The following is a 23,491-nucleotide window of genomic DNA, read 5'->3' as shown; positions in this document are numbered from 1 at the left end:
GATTCGGTTTGGCTGTTGCTTCAATCGCGGGGGCCTGTTGCCGAGAATGAAATAGGAGTGTCACATGCGCTGCCGGGCGTTGCGGCTTTTCCCGTCGACGTGCGCCTTTCGGCTGCTATAGCCGGCCGATGACGAACGAGACGCCCGCCAGCGGACGCGCGATCCGCGCCATAGCCATCTTCTGCGGATCGAACAGTGGCGACGGCAACCGTTATATCGACGCCGCCGCGTCCCTCGGCCAGGCGCTTGCCAGACGCGGCATCATGCTGGTCTATGGCGGCACGCACAAAGGGCTGATGGGGGTGCTCGCCAATGCCGCGCTCGATGCCGGCGGTACCGTCCATGGCGTGATCACCGAGCGGCTGCATGGCCGCGGCCATCTGCACGACCGGCTCAGCGTCCATGAAATCGTTTCGGACATGCGCGTGCGCAAGGAGCGGATGCTGGACCTGTCCGACGCTTGCATCGCGTTGCCCGGCGGGCTCGGCACGCTCGAAGAGTTCATGGAAGCCTGGACGCTCAACCAGCTCGGCGACGTCGACAAGCCCGTCGGCCTGCTCAACGTCGATGGCTATTATGCGCCGCTGATGACGATGATCGACATGATGATCACGCACCGCTTCCTGCCGCCAGCGCATCGCGACAGCGTGGTGCTCGCCGAGGATCCCGACGCGCTGATCGACGGCCTCCTTGCGCAGCCGCCGATGAGCGTACCGAAGTGGATGTCCTGAGGCGCGGGCCGCTCCAGTCGGTCCATCATGCTGAAACCAGTGCAGCATGATGGCAAGAAGTCCGCTTACGCCGTTCTGATCCAGAGCGATTTCGTCTGGAGATGCTCTTCCAGATGGTTGGGCCCATATTCGCGGCCATAGCCAGAGGCCTTGTAACCACCCGCCGGTACCGCGGGATCCAGTGTGTTGTAGCAATTGACCCACACGGATCCTGCGCGCAGCGCCTTGCCCATCGCATGCGCCTTGCCGATCTCACGTGTCCAGACGCCGGCGCCGAGGCCGAAAGGCGTTGCATTGGCGCGGCCGATCACTTCCTCCATCGTATCGAATGGGAGCACGGAGAGCACCGGGCCGAACACTTCCTCCCGCACCACCTTCATATCGTCGCCAACGTCCGTCAGCACGGTCGGCGGCACGAAGAAGCCGGCATCCCAGGGATCGCCGGTCAGCTGTTTACCGCCGCACACCGCCGCGGCTCCCTCTTCGCGCGCGCTGTCCAGATAGCCGACCACACGGGCGAGCTGGCGGGCCGAAACGAGCGGGCCAAGATCGGTATCCTCCTCGATACCGTTGCCGATCCGCATCGCCGCTGCCGCGCGTGCGACCTCGGCGGCGAACTCTTCCGCAATGGCACGCTCCACGAACAGACGCGTGCCGGCGCTGCACACTTGCCCGCTATTGCCGAACGCGGCGATGGCAGCCGCAGGCGCGGCGGCCGCAATGTCGGCATCCGCGAAGATGATGTGCGGGGACTTGCCGCCAAGCTCCAGCGACAGGCGCTTGAGATTGCCGGCCGATGCCTGGACGATCTTGCGTCCCGTGGCGTCCGAACCGGTAAAGGACATTTTGTCGACGTCGAGATGCGCGGCGAGCGCGGCGCCGGCGGTTCCGCCGAAACCGGGAACGATGTTGATCACGCCCGGCGGCACGCCCGCCTCCAGGCAGAGCTCGCCGAACATCAGCGGCGAAAGCGAAGCATCCTCGGCTGGCTTCAGCACGAGCGTGCAGCCCGTCGCCAGCACCGGCCCGACCTTCAGCACCGATGCCCAGAGCGGCCCGTTCCAGGGGATGACCGCGCCGCACACGCCGACCGGCTCCTTCACCGTCGCGACGAACATGTCGGGCATGGAGGGCTGCGGTGTCGATCCCTCGATCGCACGGGCGAGGCCGGCGAAATAGCGCAGCACGCCGGTGAGCAGGCCGATGGCGCCGCGCGTGCGGCGGATCGGCGCGCCCATGTCCAGCGTGTCGAGCCGCGCGAAGCTCTCGCCGCGCGCTTCGAGCAGGTCGGCGAGGCGAAGCAGTACCGCCTGCCGTTCGGCGGGCGTGAAGCGCGGCCAAGGGCCGCTTTCGAATGCGCGGCGCGCGGCGGCGACGGCGCGATCGATATCGGCGGCATCGCCTTCGGCTATGGTCGCGAGCAGCGCGCCCGTCGCCGGATTGCGGGATTCGAAGCTGCGGCCGGATTGCGCGTCGACCCATTGGCCGTCGATCAGCAGCTTCTTGCGCGGATCGGCGAGAAAGGGATGATCAATCGATGACATCGTCGTCCTTCAGCGTCTGGAGAATGGCACGGGTGACGGCGGACACGGCATCCGCATCCGCGCTGGCGAGATAGCGCAGCTCGGCAATCTCACCCTGCGGCGCGGGCGTGCCGCGATGCGCGGCGGTGAACGCATCGACAGCGACTATAAGATCGGGCTTGCCGTCCGCCGGCGCGACGAAGCGCCCGGCCGGCGCGATCGTGGCCGCGTCCAGCGCGAGACCAAGTTCCTCCGCGATCTCACGGCGGAGCGCCGCGATATCGTCCTCGCCCGGCTCGGGCTTGCCGCCGGGAATGTAGAACAGCGCCTTGCCGGCGCTGCGCACGCACAGCAGCCGCCGCGCCTCGACATTCAGCCAGGCGACCTTGCGGATCATCCGCGCAGCCGGAACCGGATCGGCTGCGCGCCTTCCCACAGCACCTTGCGGCCGAGTTCCGCGAGCTGCTCAGCCCCTTCGACGATCGTCAGGAACTGGTTGCCGGGAAGCTGGCCGAACTTGCTGCTGAAACAGACATTGCCATAAGCGAGCAGTACTTCCGTCTCGCTCACCCCGCCGGGATAGAAGATGAACTGGCCGGGCGTCGGGTAGCAGGTGTGATTTTCCCAGGGCAGGTCGACATGGGCATCGCCCATCGGAATCCACATGCCCTCGCCGCTCCAGCGGACATGGATGAGCTGCTGGTCCCAGGGCAGCATCGTGCGGAACAGCGCGCAGGTCTTCGGTGCCAGCGCCTCTTCCAGCCGGGCGACGAAAGCGAAAGGGCCGGCCATGATATCGACGAGCATGGTCATATCCGGACTCCTCTCAGGCGGCTGCCGCAAGGCGCGCGAAGCCCGCTTCGAGATCGGCGATCAGATCCTCGACATCCTCCAGCCCGACATGGAGCCGCAGCGACGGCCCCGGCGCCTCCCAGGCTTCCGCCGAGCGCAGGTCGGACGGATAGGTGGGCACGCACAGGCTCTCATAGCCGCCCCAGCTGTAGCCCAGCCGGAACAGCTTCATATGATCGAGCATCGCGGCGAATTGCGCGTCGGTGCAGGCGTTGAGCACGATGCCGAACAGACCCGAGGCGCCGGTGAAATCCCGCTTCCAGATCTCGTGCCCGGGATCGCCGGGAAGTGCCGGATACATCACCCGGGCAACCTCCGGGCGATCCTGCAGCCAGGTGGCGACGCGGGTGGCGTTCGCCTGATGCTGCCGCATGCGCAGCGGCAGGGTGCGCAGGCCGCGCAGCGCCATGTAGACATCGTCGGGGCCGCCGCAGTAGCCGGATCCGGACGCCGTCTTCTTGACCGGTACGAAAGCCTCCTCGGTGCACACGGCGATGCCGAGCATCAGGTCGCTGTGACCGGAAATATATTTGGTCGCCGCGTTGATCGACACGTCGACGCCATGCTTGAGGGGCTGGAAGCAGACCGGAGAAGACCAGGTATTGTCCATGATCGTGGTGATGCCACGCGCACGGCAGATGCTGGTGATCGCCGGAACGTCGGTGATCTCGAAGGTCAGCGAGCCGGGCGATTCGATATAGACGACCTTGGTGTTGGGCCGCATCAGCGCCTCGATGCCGGCGCCGATCGAGGGCGGATAATAAGTGATCTCGACGCCGAACTTGCGCAGGAAATCCTCGCAGAAGGCGCGGGCCGGGCCGTAGAGGCTATCGACGATCAGCAGATGGTCGCCTGCCGAGAGGAAGGCGGTGAGCGAGGCGCAGATCGCGCCGAGCCCGCAGGAGGTGACGACCGCCCGATAGCCGCCCTCCAGCAAGGTCACGGCATCCTCGAACGCACGTGTCGTCACCGTGCCCTCGCGGCCATAGGTGAAGCCGACATAGGCGCCGCTGGCACGATCGCGCCGCGTTTCCAGAAGCTCGTCGAGCGATTGGAAGATCACCGTCGAGCAATGATAGACCGGCGGGTTGACGACACCATGATTGGCGTCCGGATCGCGGCCGGCATGAAGGATCTGCGTGTCGCGCCGATAGGCGGAAAGGTCGGTCATGATGCTCTCGTTACGGCGATGGTCTCAGACGCGTCGCCCTTGCAAAGACAGGGACGACAGGGAAGAAGCAAGCGGCACGGCAGCGTCGCGATCACACGATCGTGCCGGCATCGATGATGATGTCCTGCCCCGTGATCATCCGCCCGCCCTCACCGGCAAGGTGCAGGATCGCGGCCGCGATATCGTCGCCGGTGACAAGGCGCCCGAGCGCGGTGCCGGCGGTGAAGCGGCCGATCACCGCCTCGACCGGCTCGCCGCGCGCATCGGCCGATTGCTGGAAGGTGCGCCGCAGCCTTTCGCCTTCCACCCCGCCGGGCGCGATGACGTTGCAGGTGACGCCGAACGGCGCCGCTTCCAGCGCTGCGGATTTCACGAGGCCGCGCAACGCCCATTTCGACGCAGCGTAAATTGCCGAATTGGCGACCCCCTTGTGGCCGTACGTGCCTCCGATCACGATCACGCGGCCGTGCCGGCGTTCGATCATGCCGGGCAGGACGGCACGCATCGCCAGCATCGTTCCCAGCACATTGACGTCGAAACAGGCATGGAGGTCGGCCGCGCGGCTCTCCCAGACCGGCCTGCGCGGACCGCCGACGCCGGCGGTGCAGACCAATATGTCGATGCGGCCGAAGACCTCCAGCGCCTGCGCCGCGACGGCATCCATCGCCGCCTCGTCGGTGACGTCGCCGGGTGCGACGAGCGCGCGGCGGCCTGCGGCACGGACCAATTCGGCGGTGATTTCGCCTGTTTCCGCCTCGCGCCCCACCACCACGATGTCGCAACCGGCCTCTGCCAGCACCGCTGCGAGCTCGCGCCCGAGCCCACGCGTCGATCCGGTGACGAGCGCGACCTGGCCCTCCAGCGGCCCGCTCACCGGCTCCAGTCCAGCACGAGGCGCTCCATCGCGAGGGTGAGCGTGAAGAAGAGATAGGCCGCGGTGGTGCTGGTGAGCACGGCCGCCCACATCAGCGGGAAATCCTGCACCGAATAGGATTCGAGGATCAGCATGCCGAGCCCGGGCGCACCGGACAGCCATTCCGCGAACATCGCGCAGAGGATGGCCGATCCCGATGCGATGCGCAGGCCGGTGAAGATGTACGGAATGGCGAAGGGCACGCGCACCTTGAGCTGAATCTGCCAGAAGCTGGCGCCATAAGTGTGCATCATCTCCATGGCGTTGGGCGAGGGCGACAGGAAGCCGCGCTTGGCCGCCAGCATGATCTGGAAGAAGGTGAGCAGTGCGACCATGCCGATGCTGTTCGCAGGGCCGCGGCCGAAAATCAGGATGATGAGCGGCGCGACGGCGATCATCGGAACCGTGCGGATCAGGATGATCAGCGGCATCAGCGCCCGGCTCAGCCGATCGGAGGCGATGAAGGCGATGGCGAGGGTGATCGCGATGACGACGCTGATCACCATGCCGATCGAAGTGCACAGTACCGTGAAGCCCGCCGCCTGCAGGATCGCGCCGCCATGGCCGCCGAATGCCGCGAGCACGGCCGGCGGGGGCGGTAGCAGATAGCGTGGAATGGCGAAGACCGTGACGAGCAATTGCCAGATCAGCCCCAGCGCCAGCAGGAAGGCGAGGAAATTGCCGATACGGTGCGCGGCGATGCGGCCTGCGCCGGCAAAGGGGTTGTGACGGCGCCGGACGGCCGCGACCGTGCCGCTCACGATCCGACCCCGCGACGACCGCTGTCGGTGATCGAAAGCAGCTCGAACAGGCAGACCAGCATGTAGGCGCTCGCCGAAACCGCGCAGGCGAGGAACACACCGCTCCACAGCTCGATCACGCGAAGGCCGAACATGGCGTTGAGCATGTAGACGCCGAGGCCGCGCTCGGCGCCCGTCCATTCCGCGATCAGCGCGCCGAGGATGGCGAGCGGTGCCGCGATCTTCAGCCCGACGAACAGATAGGGCAGGGCGTAGGGGATGGCGAGCAGCCGGAAGCGCTGGAGCGGCGAGGCAGCCAGATTGGTGAACAGCTCATTGGCCGTGGAAGGAGGCGATTTGAGGCCCTGCAGCACGGAGATGAAGATCGGGAACAGGCAGATGATCGTCGTGATGGTGAGGCGCATCGGCAGCGACAGCCCCATCCAGATCACCAGCACCGGCGCGATCGCGATCATCGGGATGCTGTCGATGACGGTGCCTATCGTCATCACCGTCGTCTCCAGCGGCTTCACCACATAGACGAGCGCGGCCAGCGCGAGCGCGAGCAGGATGGCGAGCAGGAAGCCGGTGACGGCCACCAGCAATGTCGGCTCGAGATGATACCAGAGCAGGCCGCCATGGCTTGCCATGCCGGCGAGCACCGCACTCGGCGCCGCGATCGTTACCGGCGTGAGGCCCGCGCGGGCGGCCAGCTCGAACGCCAGGATCGCTAGCGCGAACACCGAAGCGGGCAGAACGACACGGCGGACGTCAGGCATCGTCGAGCATGCCCAGCGCATCGCCGAACAGGCTGGTGCGCACCCGATCGACCGCCGCGGCGAATTCGGGCGAGTTCATCACCGAAAGCTTGCGCGGCCGCTCGACCTCCACCTCGACGACATCGACGATCCGGCCCGGCCGTGCGGCGAGCACGAAGATACGATCCGCCATGAACACCGCTTCCTGGATCGAATGCGTCACCATCAGCGAGGTCGTACGCGTCTCGGCGCGGATGCGCAGCAGCTCCATGTTCATGCGATAGCGGGTGATCTCGTCCAGCGCGCCGAACGGCTCGTCGAGCAGCAGCAGCTGCGGCGACAGGATGAGGGCGCGGGCGATCGCGGCGCGCTGCTGCATGCCTCCGGACAACTGGCCGGGGCGGGCATGTTCGAAGCCCGAGAGGCCGACCAGGTCGATCAGCTCCTGCGGCGTCGAGCCGGACAGCCGCGCCGAATTGCCGACCAGTTCCAGCGGCAGGCGGACATTGTCGAGCACCGATCGCCACGGCAGCAGCGTCGGATCCTGGAAGACGAAGCCGATCTCATGCTCGCGCCGCGCCCGCGCCGGCTCATGTCCGCCGATCAATATGGTGCCGTCGCTCGGCGGCAATATGTCCGCGATCATGCGGAGCAGCGTCGATTTGCCGCAACCGGACGGGCCGATCAGCGCGCCGAACTCGCCGGCCTTGAGGGTGAGATCCGTCGGGCTGAGCACCTCGACACTGCGGCCATCGATTTCGAAGCGCTTGCAGACGCCGCGGACGGTGAGCTGTTCCATCGCGACATCCTGGCGCGGGGTTGGGAGGGATTCCGTCGGTGCGAGCGCGGACAGGGAGGTCATGACGCTAGGTCTGCCCGAATACGCCGTTCACGAGATATGCCGATTGCGATCGAGGGTGATGCCGAATCGGCTACGCACATGTGGTCATCCGACTGCATGAGCGGCCTTCACCACATCCTGCGTCACCATGTGTTCGATGTCGATGCGCCGATCGGCGGGAACCTGCCCGGCATCGCGCGCGATCCGCAGATTCGCTTCGAATATCGCCGGATCGAGCCACAGCAGCCCCTGCGTCCGGGCGTCGCCGGCGGTGACGTAGGGGACGATGGTTTCGGCCTGCAGCGTCTGCTCGGCCAGGCTGCGCCCCGGATCGGCATATTTCTCGACGACGATCCGCGCCGTCTCCCGCGGGTGCGCGACCATCCAGCCCCAGCCGCCGATCAGCGCGCGCGTGTAGCGCACGAACAGCTCGAACTCCTTCTCCAGCCGGTCGCGCCGCGCGATTAGCACCGCGCCATAGCTCGGTGCGCCGATGTCGCACATGTGCAGGACATGGGTGGGGAAGCCGGCAATGGTGAGCGAAGGTACTGCCGTCGTCGCCCAATTGAAATAGCCGTCCACCTGGCCACCGACGAGCATCGACGCGTCCGATCCGACGGGCACGAAGCGCACCTTGTCCGCATCCAGCCCGGCGCGGCGCATCAGCACGCCGATCTGGCCGCGGATGCTGTTGGGCAGGCCGATGGTCCGCCCGACCATGTCGCGCAACGAACGGATCGGCCGTGCGGCGGGGCTGATGATGCAGCCCGGATCGCGCTGATAGATGGCGGCGAATGCGACCAGTGGCTGGCCCTGCAACGCCGCCTCGATCATCCCTTGCGGATTGCTTTCGCTCACGAGCGACCGTCCGCTGGAAACCAGGGTGCGATAGTCCGTGCCCGGGCCGCCGGCGGCATAATAGACGTTCAGCTTCTCCCGATCGAAGAAGCCCTGTTCCTGCGCCATGAAATCGCCGCCGAACTGGACGCCCTTGGTCCAGCCGAGCTGATGATCGATCGCCGAAAAGCCGCTGCGTCCCTCGCGCGCCGAAAAAGCGCCCTGCTGCGCCGCGCGTACCCAGAGCGACCCGACGCCGGCGGCGCAGAGCGTGCCGAGGCCGGCGAGCCCGATGCGGCGCAGCGCCTCGCGTCGTCCGGGCTGGAAAGAAGGATGCGCTGTTTCCATGGTGCGCAGCATAGCGCGCCATTCGTGCGCTGCACGTAGACGATTCGTCGACGGGTGTTGACCGAAAAAGCATCGGTGAGGGGGCAGGCGTTGCGATAATCGTGTCACTGCATCGATGTTCGAGGAGAATGGAATGAGCCGCAGCGAGAGAAGCGATGACGACGTCATGGTCGCCGCGGCTGTCGACATCGAGGAGATTCCGCTGATCGATTTCGCGCCCTTCCTTTCGGGCAATGCGACGGATCGCGCGCGGGTCGCGGGCGAGATCGCCTGGGCATGCAGGGTGATCGGCTTCTTCTATCTCAAGGGTCATGGCGTCGATCAGGCCGTGATCGACAGGATGTTCGACCAGTCCGCCGCCTTCTTCCACCTCCCGCGCGAAGAGAAGATGCGCGCGCTGGCGACACGGGACTGGTATCGCGGCTGGGTGCCGGCGCCCGAGCGGCAGTCGCTCTCGCGCAACAGCCGCCTGTTCGACCAATATCGTTTCCAGCTCGATTGGGGGCCGGAAGACCGGCCGGACGATCCGCTCGCCTGGATATTCGACGCGCCCAACCGCTGGCCGGAGGAGATGCCGGCCTTCCGTGCTGCGGGCGAGGCCTATCTCGATGCGATGCAGACGCTTTCGGTCGAGCTGCTGCGTGCCTTCGCGCTCGGGCTCGGCCTTCCCGAGGACCGGTTCGACGGCTATTTCCATCGTCCGCCGTCGCAGCTGAGCCTCAACTATTATCCGCCGCTGCCGGCCGAGGCCGATCTCGACGTGTCCAACACGGTCTCGCACACCGACGAGGGGCCGTTCACCATCCTGGCGCAGGGGGCGGTCGGCGGCCTGGAGGTGAAGCGGCGCGACGGCGCATGGATCGCTGCGCCGCCGATCCCAGGCGCCTTCACCATCAATGTCGGCGACATGATGATGTGGTGGTCGAACGGCGAATTCCTCTCCAACTATCATCGCGTGCGCAACCGGTCCGGCGGCGAGCGTTTCTCCGTACCGTTCTTCGCCAACCCCGATCGCGACGTGGTGGTGGCGCCGCTTCCCGAGATGCTCGCGCGGACCGGCACGCCGCGTTACGAGCCGGTCAAGGTGTCGGACCATCTCGCCCGCTTCTACGCAAAGCTCGAACGCAATCCGGATGACTATAATGGCTGAATCCCGGGCGATGGTGAAGATCGGCGCCGATATCGGCGGAACCTTCACCGACGTCGTGCTCGAAACGCCCGAGCGGCGTCATTCCACCAAGCTGCTCACCACCTATGACGCGCCCGAACGGGCGCTGCTCGACGGCGTGGCATTGCTGCTCGGCGAGGCGGGGATCGCGCCCGGCGATGTCGAGTTGATCGTGCACGGCACCACGCTTGCCACCAACGCCTTGATCGAGCGGCGCGGCGCGGCGACCGCGCTGCTGACCACCGAGGGTTTTCGCGACGTGCTCGACCTCGGCACCGAAAGCCGGTTCGATCAATATGACATCGCGATGGAAAAGCCGGCGCCGCTGGTGCCGCGCGCGCTCCGCATCGGTGTGCCGGAACGGATCGCCGCCGATGGCGCGGTGCTGCTGCCGCTCGACGAGGCGGCGGTGCGCGCGGCGGCGGCCGGCTTCCGCGCGCGCGGTATCCAGAGCGTCGCGATCGCCTTCCTGCACAGCTATGCCAATCCCGCGCACGAGCAGGCCGCGGCGCGCATCCTCGCCGAGGAGATGCCGGGCGCGAGCCTGTCGCTGTCCTCCGAGGTCTCGCCCGAGATGCGCGAATATGAGCGTTTCTCGACGACCGTCGCCAACGCCTATGTGCAGCCGCTGGTCGATCATTATCTGCGCCGGCTCGACGACAAGCTGGCGGAGCTGGGCTTCGCCTGTCCCTTTTATCTGATGCTGTCCTCGGGCGGATTGACGACGGTGGACACGGCGGCGCGCTTTCCGGTCCGGCTGGTCGAATCCGGGCCCGCGGGCGGCGCGATCTTCGCCGCCAAGATCGCGCGCGAGCGCGGCATCGATCGCATGGTCGCGCTCGACGTGGGCGGCACGACCGCGAAGATCTGCCTGATCGATGAGGGCCGGCCGCAGACGTCTCAGGGCTTCGAGGTCGCGCGCGTCCACCGCTTCCGCAAGGGCAGCGGCCTGCCGCTCCGCATCCCGGTGGTGGAGATGGTGGAGATCGGCGCGGGCGGCGGCTCGATCGCCGCGCTCGATGCCGCCGGGCGCCTCCAGGTCGGCCCGCACAGCGCGGGGTCCGAGCCGGGGCCGGCGGCTTACGGGCGTGGCGGCACGCGCCCGACCGTGACCGATGCCGACATCACGCTCGGCCGGATCGATCCCGACGCCTTTGCGGGCGGCAAGGTGCGGCTCGACACCGGCGCGGCCGCAGGCGCGCTGGCGGGGCTCGGCGCATTCGGCGCGGACGCGGCGACGCTGGCGATCGGCGTCAGCGAGATCGTCGACGAGGCGATGGCGAGCGCGGCGCGCGTCCATGCCGTCGAGCAGGGGCTCACGCTGGAGGATCGCACGTTGATCGCCTTCGGCGGCTGCGCGCCGCTCCACGCGGCGCGCATCGCCGAGAAGCTCGGCGTGCGGGAGGTGATCATCCCGCGCAATGCCGGCGTCGGCTCTGCGGTCGGCTTTCTCCACGCGCCGATCTCCTACGAGCTTGCGCGCAGCCTTCCGCAGACGCTCGACCGGATCGATTTTGCCGCAGTGAACGCGATGCTGGACGAGATGGCGGCTTCGGCCGACGCGCTGGTCGCGCAGGGGGCCGGCGGGCGGGCGCGGTCCGAGACGCGTTCCTGCCTCGCCCGCTATGTCGGCCAGGGCTATGAGATTCCCGTGCCGCTGCCCGCGCGGAGGCTGGGCGAAGGGGACGAGGCGGAGATCCTCGCCGCCTTCGAGCGCGCCTATCGCGACCAATATGGCGGCGTCACCATTGCCTGGCCTGTCGAGATACTCACCTGGCGCGTCTCGGTTCAGACGCGCGAGACGGAGCCCGTGCGGCTTGCCCAGACCGCTGCCTCCCGCACCGTCGATCCCGCCGGCTATCGCGAGGTGATCGATCCGGCCTCCGGCACGGCGGAGCGCTTCGGCCTGTTCCGCCGTGAGGCGCTCCGGCCCGGCGACCGCTTCGCCGGCCCCGCGTTGGTGATCGAGCGCGAGACGACCAGCGTCGTGTCCCCGGCCTTCGACGGCGCCATCGACGGCCATGGCTATATCGTGCTCACCCGCCGCATGCCGAACGAGGAGATGCCCCGATGACCGCCGCCCTCTCCGACCTGCGCATGCAGGTGATGTGGACGCGCCTCATCTCGATCGTCGAGGAACAGGCGCAGACGCTGATGCGCACCGCCTTCTCGACCACGGTGCGCGACGCGGGCGACCTTTCCGCTGCGCTGTTCGACGTGCGGGGCCGGATGGTCGCGGAAGCGGTGACGGGAACGCCCGGGCACGTCAATTCGATGGCCTCCGGCGTTCATCATTTCCTCGAGAAGTTCGCCGTCGAGAGCATGGCCGAGGGCGATCATTTCATCACCAATGATCCCTGGCTGACCTCCGGCCATCTCCACGACGTGACCGTGATCACCCCGGTGTTCCACCGTGGCCGGATCGTCGGCATCTTCGGCGTCTGCTGCCATCAGGTCGACATAGGCGGGCTGGGGCAGGGCCCGGACGGGCGCTCCATCTACGAGGAAGGGCTGCAGATCCCGCTGCTGAGGCTCGCCTCGCGGGGCGTGATCAACGCCGATCTCATGGAGATTTTGCGGCAGAATGTCCGCACGCCGCTGCAGGTGGAGGGCGATGTCCTCTCCTACATCACCAGCAACAATGCCGGCGCCCGGCGGCTGTGCGCGATGCTCGACGAGTTCGGGCTCGATGGCCTCGACGCGATCGCCGATTATGTGATCGAGCGGTCGCTGGCGGCGACGCGGGCGGAGATCGCCAGGCTGCCGCGCGGCAGCTGGTCCAACGAGATGACGATCGACGGCTATGACCGGCCGATCACGCTCCGCGCGACACTGACCATCGCCGAGGATACGGTGACGATCGACTATGACGGCACCGATCCGGCGGTGCAGCGCGGCATCAACGTGGTGATGAACTATTGCCGCGCCTATACCGTCTTCGGCCTGCGCTGCATCGTCTCGCCGGAGATCCCGAACAATGACGGCGCGCTCTCGCCGTTCGTCGTCAAGGCGCCGCTCGGCAGCATCCTCAATGTCGAACGCGGCTGGCCGGTCGCCGCCCGCCATGTCATCGGCCAGATGCTGCCGGACGTCGTGTTCGGCTGCCTCGCCCAGGCGCTGCCCGGCCGGGTGCCGGCGGAGGGAAGCTCCTGCCTGTGGAGCGTGCAGCTGCGCGGACGGATCGAGGCGGCGGGCAGCAACGCGCCGGGCCGAAGCTTCGACACCGTCTTCTTCAACAGCGGGGGATCGGGTGCCCGGCCGATCCAGGACGGTCTCTCCGGCACCGCCTTTCCGAGCGGCGTGCGCGCCATGCCGGTGGAAGTGAGCGAGGCCAACGCCCCGATCGTGATCTGGAAGAAGGAACTCACGACGGACAGCGGCGGTGCGGGCGAACGGCGCGGCGGCCTCGGCCAGACGGTGGAGGTCGGTGCCCGTGGGGATGCGCCGTTCGAGGTGCTCGCAATGTTCGAGCGCGTCGAGCGTCCCGCGCGCGGGCGCGATGGCGGGCACGACGCGAAGCCCGGCGTGGTTCGCCTCAAATCAGGTGGCGCGCTTCGGGCCAAGGGCCTGCAGGCGATCCCGCGCGGCGACCGGCTGGTGCTGGAGGTACCGGGGGGCGCCGGGCTGGGCGATCCGACGACGCGCGCACCGGAGCAGGTGATGGCCGATATCGACGCAGGCTTCGTGTCGCCCGAGGCGGCGCGGCGCATTTACGGAGCGGAGGAGTAGCAGGACCGGCACAGTCGTCAGGGCAGGTCGTGATGCTCCGGCGCGGGAAGGCTGCGCAGGCCGTCGAGCTTGCGGGCGAGCTGTTCCGCGAATTTGGCGGGGGCCAAGGGCAATGCGCGTCCCTTGAACTGCCCCAGCACCAGGGGGCCATAAGCGCTGTCGAGATCGCTCACCGAGCGCACGGCGAAACGCGGATCGGATTTCCAGTTGAGCGCGCCGATATCGATCTGGAAGGTGATCGCCTGTGTGTTCGCCACGAAATCGGCGAGCATGTCGAAGCTGTTCGCTTCCAGCACGATGTTGAGCTTGGCCGAACTGGCGGCGAGCCTGTCCTCCAATATCTCCCGTCCGCCGAAGCTGCCTTCAGGAAGCGCGACGTCATAGGCCGCGCATTCGCGGATACGCACCGTCTCGCGCGCCGCCAACGGATGATCGGCGGCCATGATGGCGGCGAGCCCCTGGCCGACGGTCAGGATGGTCTGCAGCTCGGCCGAGCGTGACGGGCGGAAGACCAGCACGAGATCGGTCTCGTAATTGGCGAGTGACTGGATCGCGGTGGTGTGGTCGGTCACCGTGACCTTGAATTTCACCATCGGATGCTGGGCATGAAAAGCGATGATTTCGTTGAGCAGGAAGCTGCGCGCCACCGCCTGGCTGCACGCGATGCGGATCTCGCCGCGCTTGAGGCCGGACAGTTCCTCGATCTGCGAATAGACGCGCCGCAAATCCGCATTCTGGCTGCGAATCCAACGGATCAGCACCTCGCCGGCGGCAGTCAGCTTCACGCCGGTCGCGTGGCGTTCGAAGATCGGCGCGCTGAGATCATATTCGACGTCCTGGATACGGCGTAGAAGCGCGGACGGCGTGACGCTGAGCCGCTCTGCCGCCTGCCGAACCGACCCGACGCGCGCCACTTCGTCGATGTAGCGCCAGATGCGCATGTTCCTGAGTGCCATCGATACCCCGTAGTCTAATTTGCAACGCTACCCCGAGAAATTAGCACCCCCGCGGCAACGGCATAGGCCCTAATTCTCGGTGGTCCGGTGGTGCCGAAGCGGCAACACCCGCTGTCGCCGGATCCTGGAAGCTTTGGACAAATATTTGAAATAACGGAGTAACGGCCGATCGGTGACGCGATCGCCAACATAGAAGCAGGCGCCGCACGATGCGGCAACAGCAAAATTTCGGAGAAGAAGTCTGGCTGGTTCCAGCCGGTATGCGGACTTCTTCACCGACCGATCGTCAAGGGGCGCCGCAGGCCCGAAGGAGGAATGCGCGTATGGATTTGGGACTGGCGGGAAAGATTGCCGTCTTCACCGGGCCGGGCAAAGGCATGGGACCGGCCGTAGCCGGCGCCTTTGCGCGGGAAGGCTGCCATCTGATTCTCGCCGGACGCGATCTGGCGCCGATCGAAGCCGTTGCGGCAGATGCGCGGGCCATGGGGGTCGAGGCGCTGGTCAGCGCCTGCGACGTGATGGAGCCGACAGAGTGCGAGCGTCTGGTTGCGGAGGCGGAAGCGCGCTTCGGCCGTGTCGACATCCTCGTCAACATCGCCGGGGGAACCGGGCCCGTCGGCAAGACCGCGTGGGAGACTTCCCCGGAGGAATTCGACCAGATCGTGCGGCTCAACATGGCAGGCTGCTTCAACACGATGCGCGCGGTGCTGCCGGGGATGGTAGCGCGCCGCTATGGCAAGATCGTGAATGTGGGCGGCACCTTCGGCATGCGCGGTCGCGCCGGACGCATGGCTTATTCCGCCTCCAAATGGGGTCTGCGCGGCATCACCAAATCAACCGCGCTCGAGGCCGGCCCGCATAATGTGAACGTGAATTGCGTCGCGCCGGGCATGGTCGACGGCCCGCGCTTCCGCACCAAAGTGATGCCCGGCTACGCCAAGGCCAAGGGGATCAGCGAAGAGCAAGCGGTGGCCGAGCACGCCGCCGAATATGCGATGCGGCGGATCAGCACCGGCGAGGACGCCGCCGCCGCATGCCTCTTCCTGGCTTCGGATGCTTCGCGCCAGATCACCGGGGTTGACCTGCCGGTCGACGGCGGCTGGGCAATGCTTTGAGAAGCGTCGCACGGCTGGTTCCGGATATGAATTACTGTACCTAACCGTTTCTCCAAGCGAGTAGATTATATGATTGCTGATCTCGTCATCACCGGCGGCACGGTCGTCACCGACAGTGCCCAGTTCCGCGCTGCGATCGCGATCAAGGACGGCGCGATCCTCGCCATCGGCGATGACGCCGCGATGCCCGAAGCGCGCGAGCGGCTGGATGCCAGCGGCAAATATCTGCTGCCCGGCGCGATCGACGCCCATGTCCATTTCCGCGAGCCGGGCTACACCCACAAGGAGACCTGGGAGACCGGCACGGCGAGCGCCGCGATGGGAGGCGTCACCACCGTTTTCGAGATGCCGAACACCAAGCCGCCGACCGGCACCGTCGACGCGCTCAACCTCAAGCTGAAGGCGGCCGAGGCGGCCTATGTCGATTTCGGCATATACGGCCTGCTCGCCGAGGATAATCTCGACCAGCTCGAGGCGTTGATCGAAGGCGGTGTCGCTGCGTTCAAATGTTTCATGGGCAACACCTTCGCAAACCTCCCGGCACCGCCGAGCGGCGCGATCCTCGAAGGGTTCGAGATCGTCGCGCGGCACGGCTATCGCGTCTCGCTGCATGCGGAGAATGCGTCGATCATGGCGCGTCGGCAGATCAAGTTGCGCGAGGCGGGTCGCACCGATCCGCTCGCCCATCTCGCCGCCCGCCCGCCGGTGGTGGCGGTGGAGGCGGTGTCGCGTGCGGCAATCCTCGCCGAATGGACCGGTGCGCGAATCCACATTCTTCACGTGTCCTCCGGCGACGAGCTGCGCCCGCTGCGCGAAGCCAAGGCGCGGGGTGTCGACATCACGGCAGAGACCTGCCCGCACTATCTGCTGCTCGACGAGCATGCCTATACGGAGAAAGGCTCGCTGATCCGGGTCAATCCGCCGGTGCGCGAAAAGGCGCATCAGGATCAGCTCTGGAAGGGCGTGGCCGACGGTACGATCGACATGATCGCGACCGATCATGCACCGCATACCGCCGAGGAAAAGCATAATGACGACATCTGGTGCGCGGATTGCGGTTTCACCGGTGTCGAGACACAGATGCCGCTGATGCTGACCCAGGTGCAGGCAGGGCGGATGACGCTGAACGATTATGTGCGGATGACCTCCACCGCGCCGGCCAAGGCCTTTGGCCTGTTTCCGCGCAAGGGCGCGCTGATCCCGGGCGCGGATGCGGATATCGTCGTCGTTGACCTTGGCCGGGAAGAGACGGTGGATTCGGGCGTGCTCAAGTCCAAGGGATCGAGCACGCCGTTCGATAAGACGACGGTGAAGGGCGTTCCGATCCACACGCTGGTGCGCGGCCGCTTCGTCATGCGCGATCGCGCGCTGGTGACGGAGGCGAAAGGCCATGGCCGCAACATAAGGCGCGTGCAGCAGATGCCCCTGCCGACGCCGCGGAACGTCGACCAGACGACCGCGGCGATCATCGCCTTCCGTCCCGGGGCGGCGTGAGCGACGGCCTCTCGATCCGTGCCGGCCGGCTGCTCGCGACGCCGGGGCATGGCGGGGGGCAGGGGGCCTCCGCCATTCGGATCATGGGCGGCCGCATCGCTGCGATCGAGGCTGCCGATCCTGCGGCGCTGAGCCCGCCGGAGGCGGATGCGTTGCTGATGCCGGCGCTCGCCAACGCCCATGATCATGGGCGCGGGCTGAGGACGCTGGCTTTCGGTGCGGCAGACGCGCCGCTGGAGGAGTGGCTTCCGGCGTTGGCACGCCAGCCCCGGATCGATCCTTATGCCTGCGCGGCGCTGGCCTTTGCCCGCATGGCCGAAAGCGGCATCTGCGCCGCCAATCATTGCCACAACACCCAGGATGGGACGCAATTGCTGGCGGAGGCCGAAGCCGTATCGCGCGCGGCGCGGGATGTCGGCATCCGCATTGCGTTCGCCTTGCCGTTCCAGGATCGCAATCCCAACGTCTATGGGAAGCTCGATCCGCTCCTGGCGAGCCTGCCGGCGGAGGATCGACCGGCCGTGGTCGCGCGTGCCAATGCGCTGCGCGGGCTCGAGACCAACATGGCGCTGATCGAAGCGATCGGCGCCCTCGAGCATGAGACATTCATGCTCCAATATGGTCCCGTCGCGCCGCAATGGGCATCACATGAAACATTGGCGGCGATCGCGGCGGCCTCGCAAGAGACCGGTCGACGCGTGCATATGCACATGCTGGAAACCGAACGGCAGCGGCAATGGGCCGATGCGCATTATCCCGGTGGACTCGTCCCGTTCCTCGATTCGATCGGCCTGCTCAGCCCGCGTCTGACAGTGGCGCATGCCGTATGGCTGCGCCCCGACGAGTGCGCGCTGCTGGCCGAACGCGGCGTGACCGTTTCGATCAACCTCTCCTCCAACATGCGGCTGCGCTCCGGCCGTCCACCCTTGCACGACATTCGCGCAGCCGGCCTGCGTTTCGGCATCGGCCTCGACGGGATGAGCTTTGACGATGACGAGGACATGCTGCGCGAACTGCGGCTGGTCTGGCATTTCCACGCCCGCGATGCGGATCCGATGGCCGCTGGCGAGCTCTTCGATGCGGCGATGCGGAGCGGTCGACATACGATCGTCGGCGACGATGGCGGCGGCACGATCGCGATCGGTGCGCCGGCCGATCTGATCGCGATCGATTTCGCGGCGATGAGCGCAGACTGCGTGCATGACGACATCGATCCCGTAGCCATCCTGCTGGGCCGTATGAAGGCAGCCCATCTGCAACGGCTCGTCGTTGCGGGACGGGATATCGTCATCGACGGCCGCTGCGTCAGCATCGATGCAGAAGCCCTGGAAAGGGAGCTGACCGCGGCGGGACGCGCCGCCTTTGCCGCCCAGCGCGCCGATGATGGGCGGATTGCACGCATGCAGCAGGCCGTGCGCGGCTATTATGACGCCGGCTGCCACAGATCCGGCGGCGATTAGATCGTTCTGAAAAACACCGCGTAACCCGATATATTCAGGCGTGTTTTGCTGGCACCAATATCGTCCCCGCGGATGCGGCCACCACCAGCGCAATGGCCAGCCACTGCAACCCGGTCAGATGTTCGCCGAGCAGGAGCCAGCCGGAGAGGGCGCCTACCGCTGGCTCCACGCTCAGCAGCACGCCGAAACTATTCTCCGGGATTCTCTTGAGAGCGACCATTTCCAGCGAATAAGGCAGCGCGCTGGATAGCACCGCCGGTATGAGACCGAGCAGCATCAGCGAAGGTGCCCAGAGAGCGGCGCCGGCATGATGGATGCCGATCGGCACGACGAGGATCGCCGCGGTGGTCATGCCCAGCGCAACCGCCTGCCCGCCGGGCAGATGGCCGGTTCGCTTGCCGAATATGATGTACAAACCCCAGCAGAGCCCGGCTCCCAATGCATAGACCACGCCGACCGGATCCAGAGCGTGGCTGGTGTTGCGTATGGGGAGCAGGAGAAGAAGGCCGACGACGGCCAGACCGACGATCGCGAAGTGCGCGGGCCTGCGCGAGTGGATCAATGCCACGGTCAGCGGGCCGAGAAATTCAATCGCGATCGTGAGGCCCAACGGAATGCTGCGCAATGCCATGTAGAAGCAGAAATTCATGACGCCCAGCGCGGCGCCGTAGCGCATCGTCGCATAGAGGTCGGCGCGTGATAGCGGCATCCGCCACGGGCGGAAGAGGATCAGCAGGATGATCGCCGCGAAGCCGACGCGATAGGTGACCGCGACTTGCGCTCCCACGAGCGGAAACAGCTGCTTGGCGAACGAAGTTCCCACGCAAAAGGAAATGATCGAACCGGCGAGCGCCGCATAGGGCAGCGCCTTATGCAGGAGCGGCATGGACGGTGGCAGAGGGGTGGCGGTCACGGTCGTCATGATGAAGGCGATATACGCGCGCGGCCATGGCGAAGGCCGCCTTTTTCTGTCATCCTTCGGCGGATTTCATCATCATTGTGGTATGAATGACGGAAACAGTCACACTCGACACGTTCGATCGTCGCATTCTGGCGATCGTCCGACGTCATAATCTGGAACCTGCTCGATCCATCGCCGACCAGGTCGGCCTGTCCGAAAGCGCGGTGCTGCGTCGCCTGCGTCGGCTTCGCGCAACGGGCGTGATCATGGCGGATGTCTCGCTGATCGATCCGCGCCGGCTGGCGTCGTCGATTACGATCCATGTGCTGGTCGAGCTGATGCAGAGCCTCCCGCATGTGGAGCAGCTTTTCGCGCGGAAGCTCGAAAAACGGCCGGAGGTGATCGGCGCATGGAACGTCACCGGCCGTACGGATTTCCTCCTGATGGTGACGGTGCCTTCGATCGAAGGCTATCAGGCGTTCATCGATGCAGTGCTCACGCCGGACGAGAATGTCCGTCGCTACGAGACGCTGGTGAGCCTGCGCGAGATCGTCCGGTTTGACCCGTATCGCGTGGGGGAGGTTTGCTGACTCTGCTTTTCGGATTGGTGCCGTCCAGTGCACGGTCCCGTGACACTCGAGAAGCGCGAATGACCGATCGAGCCCCAACTTTAAATAAGTCTGATAAGATATGTTATGTTAAATTCAGATCATTCGTTACGATATGATCGCTACGGCTTTGAAAGACCAAGCTTAATGGCGCGGCTTTCGATGTCGGGTTCGATCGTCTTCGCCGCTGCGAGATCGGCCTTGCCCGCATCTTCCTGTCCCGCGCGCAATCGCGCCAGTCCGCGGCCGAGCAAGGACCAGGCGGAACCCGGCTGTCGCGCAAGGACCGCATCATAATCGGCAATCGAATGTGGATAATCACCACGGCGCAGATAGACCATTCCCCGGCTGTCCAGGAAGCCGGCATCGGCTTTGCGTATCCGCAATGCCCGGTTGCAGTCGTCGAGCGCCTTGTCGAGGTCGACATTGGCGAGCGCCCGGGACCAGCATCGGTCGTTGAGCCCTTCGGCAAGGCCCGCATCGTCCCCGTGCAGCCTCACCCAGCCATCGAACAGTGGGATGGCCCGCGCAGGTGCGTCCAGCGCGACGAACAGATTGGCGAGCGCGAGCGCCATGCGAGAACCCGTGTCTACGAAACGCTCTGCCGCCTCGGCATCCGCGAGAGCGCCTGTCGTGTCACGATTGCCGAGCCTGACCCTGGCGCGCATGATCAATGTCTGCACATTGTCCGGATCGCGCTTCACGGCTGCATCGAGATCGTCGAGAGCGAGCTTCGGCTGGCGAATGGCGAGATAGGCTTTTGCCCGGTCGACATGGTAGCTGGCGACATCGGGCGCCTGCCGGATCGCCTCGCTGAGATCGGCGATGCCGAGAGCCGATTCGTGCCTGGCGATATGGGCATTGCCGCGCAGGGCGAATTCTTCGGCGGTTTTCGGGGTGGCGCTGCTGTCGTTCTGCCTGGCTGTGCTGGCGGAGGCCGCCGGGGCCGGCTCCGCCGCCGCATCTCCCCCCCTCTGTCCCAGCGAGAAGACCTTGCCCCCATTATAGGTGAAGTAGATGCGCCGCTGGCTCTTGGCGACGAGCATATGGTGCGCAAGCATGAAATCGGTGCCCAGCAACATGTCCGGTGTGTCGGGACCGTTGCCGATAGTGCCGTCCATCACGGCAATATGCGTCTTGCGGATCTCTTCGTCGCCGATCTTGAACTGATCGACCGGCGCGATCCATGTCCTGTAGGTTCGCCGCCCGACGCCGCGCGTGCCGTAGCTCGCCAGCACGTCCTTGGCGGTGAGATCGATACCGGCTCGCTCCGCCGCGTCGCGACTGAGGAGCGAGCCGCTCGCGCCGCTATCGAGCAGCGCGCGGATCGTCTTGCCGTTTATGGTGACGGCGACGAAGCTGCGTCGGTCACGCTCGTTCGTGGTCGAGAGCATTTCCGCAACCGAATAATTGCCGTTGCTCGACCAGTAAGCGAGCGCGCCATTGCCGCAGCCTTTGGCCTCGACGATACGGACCTTGCCCGCGGCGAGATCATATTCGGTATCGGCCAAGGCAAGTAGATTGGCGCCGATCAACCCCGCACCAGCATCCGTTCCGCCAACCAGAAACTCGACATTCTTGAGCTCCGTGCCGAGGAATCCGAACGTCCGGATCCGGGCGAGCTGGGGCACCGCGCTTCCACCGATGCCGGAAATGGTGAAATCGAAGGGCAACGGTCCCGGCGACAGGCCGAGCTGGGCGGCCTGCGCTTGAGACATGAAATTGAAGAAGGCGCCGCTGTCGAGAATGAAGCGGCTTTCCTTGCCGTTCACCTTGACCGTCGTCATCGGACGCAGTCCCTCCATCGTGACCGGCAACGTGCCATAGCTGACGAGCTGACAGCTTGCCGCCTGCGCGGCCTGGGATGCCAGCATCGCCAGGACCAGGGTTAGCAGGCGGGCGCCGAACGGCACGCGCATCATCGACATCGATCCCCCGGTTCCCCCTTTTCGGCAATGCGATCGCCTGTCCATTATGAAGCATAAATGTCTATAATAGCACATATGGGCGAGAACAGATGGCGCCGAAATGGTGGAAACGGGCACGGCCGCCGCGGTCATTCGGGACGAAGATCGAACCTCTGGATATAAGGCCGCAGCCGCTGGCGCACGACGGCAGGATCGATGCCATATTCCTCCGGCGAATAGCGGTGGATGCCGTGCTTGCCCTGGGGATTGTCCGCGATGAATGCCTTCATCCGGCGCGCGCCCTCCTCTGACATGGGCAGATCGAATGCACGGTATATGGCCTCGACCACCGCAAATTGATCCTGCACGAAATCGGGGAACATCACGTCGTAAAGAATCGCCCTGGGCCAGCTTTTCTCGGCACGAAGGCGCAGGACGTTCGCCAGCACGCGCTCGAGCCGTCCGGTCCAATCCTCCGCGATCTCGGCGCGATCGACCTCGTCGCTGCCCATCGTCCGGACGAGCGCCGTGAGGCTGGCGTAGGATGTGAGCGATTTCACCGGATCCCTGTGGGTGAAGACGATCCGGGCATCGGGATAGGTTTCGAGCAGATGCTCCAGACCCCACAGATGTGCGCCGGTCTTCAGAACCCACCGCTCGCCCTTGTGACGGTGCTGCAGATGCTGGAGCTGCTGCCGATGGAAGGCGTATACGGAGCGCCAGTCGGCATCGCGGTCCACCCAATCCTGATAGCTAGGCACCCGAAACTGGTTATGGAACAAGGGCGTGCACATCGCATCGCCCATCATCACCACGCATTCCTGCGAAAGTTGCGCGCCCATCGGATGCATGGCCTTGAAGGCGATGCGCCGTTCGTCGATCGGCGGGAAAGAGGCCTCGCATCGGGCGATGCGGGGATCGGTCTCAAAGCTGGCGGTCATCGGCGGCGGCGAGGGATAGGTGATTTCCCAGGTCAGGGGTGCGCGATTTGCCGGGTCCTGCGCCAGGATGTCATGGAGGATGGTGGTGCCCGTCCGGGGAAAGCCGATGATGAAGATCGGCTTGACGATGCGTTCGTCGGCAATGCCCGGAAAGGTTTTGCGGTCCTCTACATAGTGCAGGCGGTTGACGATATGGCCGAGCGCCCGTTCTCGGGCGATATGCTGGCCGATGGGATTGAGCCTGGCGTCACGGGCCAGGGAATTGACGAAAATCCCCAGCGGCTCCACGAACGGGCCGGATCCGAAATCTTCGAGGCCTTCAGTGCGCTGCCGTGCTTCCGCCATCAGCGACGGAACGTCGAATTCGATACCGGCGTTGGCCATGCTCATCCCCCGCAATCCCACTCCCGCAACTGGAGATGCGCCGGTATCCGGACACATTCCGATCATGTCCGACCTGTGGACAGTTCCCTTCCCTCGACAAGGCCGGGCCTGCCA

General features: G+C 65.9%; 21 protein-coding genes. 8 read left to right on the top strand and 13 right to left on the bottom strand.

Features of this window, described 5'->3' with window-relative positions; all coding sequences use genetic code 11:
- The first annotated feature begins 128 nt into the window (after positions 1–128).
- Positions 129–731: an LOG family protein gene (locus GQY20_RS16760; protein ID WP_198351010.1), complete on the top strand. Its 603-nt coding sequence runs from the start codon at positions 129–131 to the stop codon at positions 729–731.
- 65 nt (positions 732–796) lie between these two features.
- Here GQY20_RS16760 and GQY20_RS16755 read toward each other — a convergent pair whose 3' ends face one another.
- The 9 genes from GQY20_RS16755 to GQY20_RS16715 all read right to left on the bottom strand — a co-directional run bounded on the left by GQY20_RS16755 (position 797) and on the right by GQY20_RS16715 (position 8,726).
- On the bottom strand, positions 797–2,275 hold the full coding sequence (locus tag GQY20_RS16755; protein WP_157218239.1) for an aldehyde dehydrogenase family protein: 1,479 nt from the start codon (positions 2,273–2,275) through the stop codon (positions 797–799).
- On the bottom strand, positions 2,262–2,651 hold the full coding sequence (locus GQY20_RS16750) for an NUDIX hydrolase (protein ID WP_157218238.1): 390 nt from the start codon (positions 2,649–2,651) through the stop codon (positions 2,262–2,264). The genes GQY20_RS16755 and GQY20_RS16750 overlap by 14 nt, the downstream gene beginning before the upstream one ends.
- The gene (locus tag GQY20_RS16745) at positions 2,648–3,067 is read right to left on the bottom strand and encodes a DUF3830 family protein (protein WP_157218237.1); all 420 of its coding nucleotides are present in this window, start codon (positions 3,065–3,067) and stop codon (positions 2,648–2,650) included. Before GQY20_RS16745 ends, GQY20_RS16750 begins: the two co-directional genes overlap by 4 nt.
- 13 nt (positions 3,068–3,080) lie before the next feature.
- A complete protein-coding gene (gene metC, locus GQY20_RS16740; protein ID WP_157218236.1) occupies positions 3,081–4,277 on the bottom strand; it encodes a cystathionine beta-lyase in 1,197 nt (398 codons plus the stop codon).
- A gap of 91 nt (positions 4,278–4,368) precedes the next feature.
- Positions 4,369–5,151 (bottom strand): SDR family NAD(P)-dependent oxidoreductase, encoded by a 783-nt coding sequence (locus tag GQY20_RS16735; RefSeq protein WP_232476095.1) that lies wholly within the window; start codon positions 5,149–5,151, stop codon positions 4,369–4,371.
- Positions 5,148–5,951 carry an ABC transporter permease gene (locus GQY20_RS16730; RefSeq protein WP_157218235.1) on the bottom strand — a complete coding sequence of 268 codons (804 nt, stop codon included), beginning with the start codon at positions 5,949–5,951 and terminating at the stop codon, positions 5,148–5,150. Before GQY20_RS16730 ends, GQY20_RS16735 begins: the two co-directional genes overlap by 4 nt.
- Complete coding sequence (locus tag GQY20_RS16725) at positions 5,948–6,709, bottom strand: ABC transporter permease (RefSeq protein ID WP_157218234.1); 762 nt, start codon at positions 6,707–6,709, stop codon at positions 5,948–5,950. The genes GQY20_RS16730 and GQY20_RS16725 overlap by 4 nt, the downstream gene beginning before the upstream one ends.
- Complete coding sequence (locus tag GQY20_RS16720; protein WP_157218233.1) at positions 6,702–7,487, bottom strand: ABC transporter ATP-binding protein; 786 nt, start codon at positions 7,485–7,487, stop codon at positions 6,702–6,704. The genes GQY20_RS16725 and GQY20_RS16720 overlap by 8 nt, the downstream gene beginning before the upstream one ends.
- Before the next feature lie 147 nt (positions 7,488–7,634).
- Positions 7,635–8,726 (bottom strand): ABC transporter substrate-binding protein, encoded by a 1,092-nt coding sequence (locus tag GQY20_RS16715; protein WP_157218232.1) that lies wholly within the window; start codon positions 8,724–8,726, stop codon positions 7,635–7,637.
- A 121-nt stretch (positions 8,727–8,847) separates the two neighbouring features.
- Here GQY20_RS16715 and GQY20_RS16710 point away from each other — a divergent pair, with 121 nt between their 5' ends.
- Genes GQY20_RS16710 through GQY20_RS16700 form a run of 3 tightly spaced genes read left to right on the top strand, consistent with a single transcriptional unit; the run spans position 8,848 to position 13,611 of the window.
- Positions 8,848–9,864 (top strand): isopenicillin N synthase family dioxygenase, encoded by a 1,017-nt coding sequence (locus GQY20_RS16710; RefSeq protein ID WP_157218231.1) that lies wholly within the window; start codon positions 8,848–8,850, stop codon positions 9,862–9,864.
- On the top strand, positions 9,857–11,956 hold the full coding sequence (locus tag GQY20_RS16705) for a hydantoinase/oxoprolinase family protein (RefSeq protein WP_232476094.1): 2,100 nt from the start codon (positions 9,857–9,859) through the stop codon (positions 11,954–11,956). Before GQY20_RS16710 ends, GQY20_RS16705 begins: the two co-directional genes overlap by 8 nt.
- Positions 11,953–13,611, top strand: coding sequence for a hydantoinase B/oxoprolinase family protein (locus GQY20_RS16700; protein ID WP_157218230.1), 1,659 nt, complete (start codon positions 11,953–11,955; stop codon positions 13,609–13,611). Before GQY20_RS16705 ends, GQY20_RS16700 begins: the two co-directional genes overlap by 4 nt.
- 17 nt (positions 13,612–13,628) lie before the next feature.
- Here GQY20_RS16700 and GQY20_RS16695 read toward each other — a convergent pair whose 3' ends face one another.
- Positions 13,629–14,567 (bottom strand): LysR family transcriptional regulator, encoded by a 939-nt coding sequence (locus GQY20_RS16695; protein WP_157218229.1) that lies wholly within the window; start codon positions 14,565–14,567, stop codon positions 13,629–13,631.
- A gap of 323 nt (positions 14,568–14,890) precedes the next feature.
- Between GQY20_RS16695 and GQY20_RS16690 the strand changes: the two genes are divergently transcribed.
- The 3 genes from GQY20_RS16690 to GQY20_RS16680 all read left to right on the top strand — a co-directional run bounded on the left by GQY20_RS16690 (position 14,891) and on the right by GQY20_RS16680 (position 18,636).
- Positions 14,891–15,682 carry an SDR family NAD(P)-dependent oxidoreductase gene (locus GQY20_RS16690; protein ID WP_157218228.1) on the top strand — a complete coding sequence of 264 codons (792 nt, stop codon included), beginning with the start codon at positions 14,891–14,893 and terminating at the stop codon, positions 15,680–15,682.
- A gap of 69 nt (positions 15,683–15,751) precedes the next feature.
- Positions 15,752–17,176, top strand: a complete 1,425-nt coding sequence (allB, locus tag GQY20_RS16685) for an allantoinase AllB (protein WP_157218227.1) — start codon at positions 15,752–15,754, stop codon at positions 17,174–17,176.
- Positions 17,173–18,636 carry an amidohydrolase family protein gene (locus GQY20_RS16680; RefSeq protein ID WP_157218226.1) on the top strand — a complete coding sequence of 488 codons (1,464 nt, stop codon included), beginning with the start codon at positions 17,173–17,175 and terminating at the stop codon, positions 18,634–18,636. Before allB ends, GQY20_RS16680 begins: the two co-directional genes overlap by 4 nt.
- A gap of 34 nt (positions 18,637–18,670) precedes the next feature.
- Here the strand turns inward: GQY20_RS16680 and GQY20_RS16675 are convergent, their stop codons facing one another.
- Positions 18,671–19,522 (bottom strand): EamA family transporter, encoded by an 852-nt coding sequence (locus GQY20_RS16675; protein ID WP_232476093.1) that lies wholly within the window; start codon positions 19,520–19,522, stop codon positions 18,671–18,673.
- A 122-nt stretch (positions 19,523–19,644) separates the two neighbouring features.
- Between GQY20_RS16675 and GQY20_RS16670 the strand changes: the two genes are divergently transcribed.
- On the top strand, positions 19,645–20,127 hold the full coding sequence (locus GQY20_RS16670) for an Lrp/AsnC family transcriptional regulator (protein WP_157218224.1): 483 nt from the start codon (positions 19,645–19,647) through the stop codon (positions 20,125–20,127).
- 140 nt (positions 20,128–20,267) lie between these two features.
- On the opposite strand, the gene GQY20_RS16665 is transcribed toward GQY20_RS16670, so the two are convergent.
- Together GQY20_RS16665 and GQY20_RS16660 are read right to left on the bottom strand one after the other, a co-directional pair.
- Entirely contained in the window at positions 20,268–22,073 is a 1,806-nt protein-coding gene (locus GQY20_RS16665; protein WP_198351009.1) for an aspartyl protease family protein, read from the bottom strand.
- Positions 22,074–22,201: 128 nt separating this feature from the next.
- On the bottom strand, positions 22,202–23,377 hold the full coding sequence (locus GQY20_RS16660) for a sulfotransferase family protein (protein WP_198351008.1): 1,176 nt from the start codon (positions 23,375–23,377) through the stop codon (positions 22,202–22,204).
- Positions 23,378–23,491 lie beyond the last annotated feature (114 nt).

The sequence above is a fragment of the Flavisphingomonas formosensis genome (assembly GCF_009755815.1).
Lineage (GTDB): Bacteria > Pseudomonadota > Alphaproteobacteria > Sphingomonadales > Sphingomonadaceae > Flavisphingomonas > Flavisphingomonas formosensis.
The sequence above is the reverse complement of the archived record's forward strand: the minus strand, read 5'-3'. Positions and strand labels throughout refer to the sequence as shown.

Bases quoted from the DNA above. Each gene is read 5' to 3' on its own strand.
- GQY20_RS16710 (WP_157218231.1), top strand. From the start codon at position 8,848: ATGAGCCGCAGCGAGAGAAGCGATGACGACGTCATGGTCGCCGCGGCT.
- GQY20_RS16690 (WP_157218228.1), top strand. From the start codon at position 14,891: ATGGATTTGGGACTGGCGGGAAAGATTGCCGTCTTCACCGGGCCGGGC.
- GQY20_RS16670 (WP_157218224.1), top strand. From the start codon at position 19,645: ATGACGGAAACAGTCACACTCGACACGTTCGATCGTCGCATTCTGGCG.
- GQY20_RS16755 (WP_157218239.1), bottom strand. From the start codon at position 2,275: ATGTCATCGATTGATCATCCCTTTCTCGCCGATCCGCGCAAGAAGCTG.
- GQY20_RS16720 (WP_157218233.1), bottom strand. From the start codon at position 7,487: ATGGAACAGCTCACCGTCCGCGGCGTCTGCAAGCGCTTCGAAATCGAT.
- GQY20_RS16750 (WP_157218238.1), bottom strand. From the start codon at position 2,651: ATGATCCGCAAGGTCGCCTGGCTGAATGTCGAGGCGCGGCGGCTGCTG.
- GQY20_RS16760 (WP_198351010.1), top strand. From the start codon at position 129: ATGACGAACGAGACGCCCGCCAGCGGACGCGCGATCCGCGCCATAGCC.
- GQY20_RS16705 (WP_232476094.1), top strand. From the start codon at position 9,857: ATGGCTGAATCCCGGGCGATGGTGAAGATCGGCGCCGATATCGGCGGA.
- GQY20_RS16725 (WP_157218234.1), bottom strand. From the start codon at position 6,709: ATGCCTGACGTCCGCCGTGTCGTTCTGCCCGCTTCGGTGTTCGCGCTA.
- metC (WP_157218236.1), bottom strand. From the start codon at position 4,277: ATGACCGACCTTTCCGCCTATCGGCGCGACACGCAGATCCTTCATGCC.
- GQY20_RS16660 (WP_198351008.1), bottom strand. From the start codon at position 23,377: ATGGCCAACGCCGGTATCGAATTCGACGTTCCGTCGCTGATGGCGGAA.
- GQY20_RS16715 (WP_157218232.1), bottom strand. From the start codon at position 8,726: ATGCTGCGCACCATGGAAACAGCGCATCCTTCTTTCCAGCCCGGACGA.
- GQY20_RS16745 (WP_157218237.1), bottom strand. From the start codon at position 3,067: ATGACCATGCTCGTCGATATCATGGCCGGCCCTTTCGCTTTCGTCGCC.
- GQY20_RS16665 (WP_198351009.1), bottom strand. From the start codon at position 22,073: ATGTCGATGATGCGCGTGCCGTTCGGCGCCCGCCTGCTAACCCTGGTC.
- GQY20_RS16695 (WP_157218229.1), bottom strand. From the start codon at position 14,567: ATGGCACTCAGGAACATGCGCATCTGGCGCTACATCGACGAAGTGGCG.
- GQY20_RS16675 (WP_232476093.1), bottom strand. From the start codon at position 19,522: ATGCCGCTCCTGCATAAGGCGCTGCCCTATGCGGCGCTCGCCGGTTCG.
- GQY20_RS16700 (WP_157218230.1), top strand. From the start codon at position 11,953: ATGACCGCCGCCCTCTCCGACCTGCGCATGCAGGTGATGTGGACGCGC.
- allB (WP_157218227.1), top strand. From the start codon at position 15,752: ATGATTGCTGATCTCGTCATCACCGGCGGCACGGTCGTCACCGACAGT.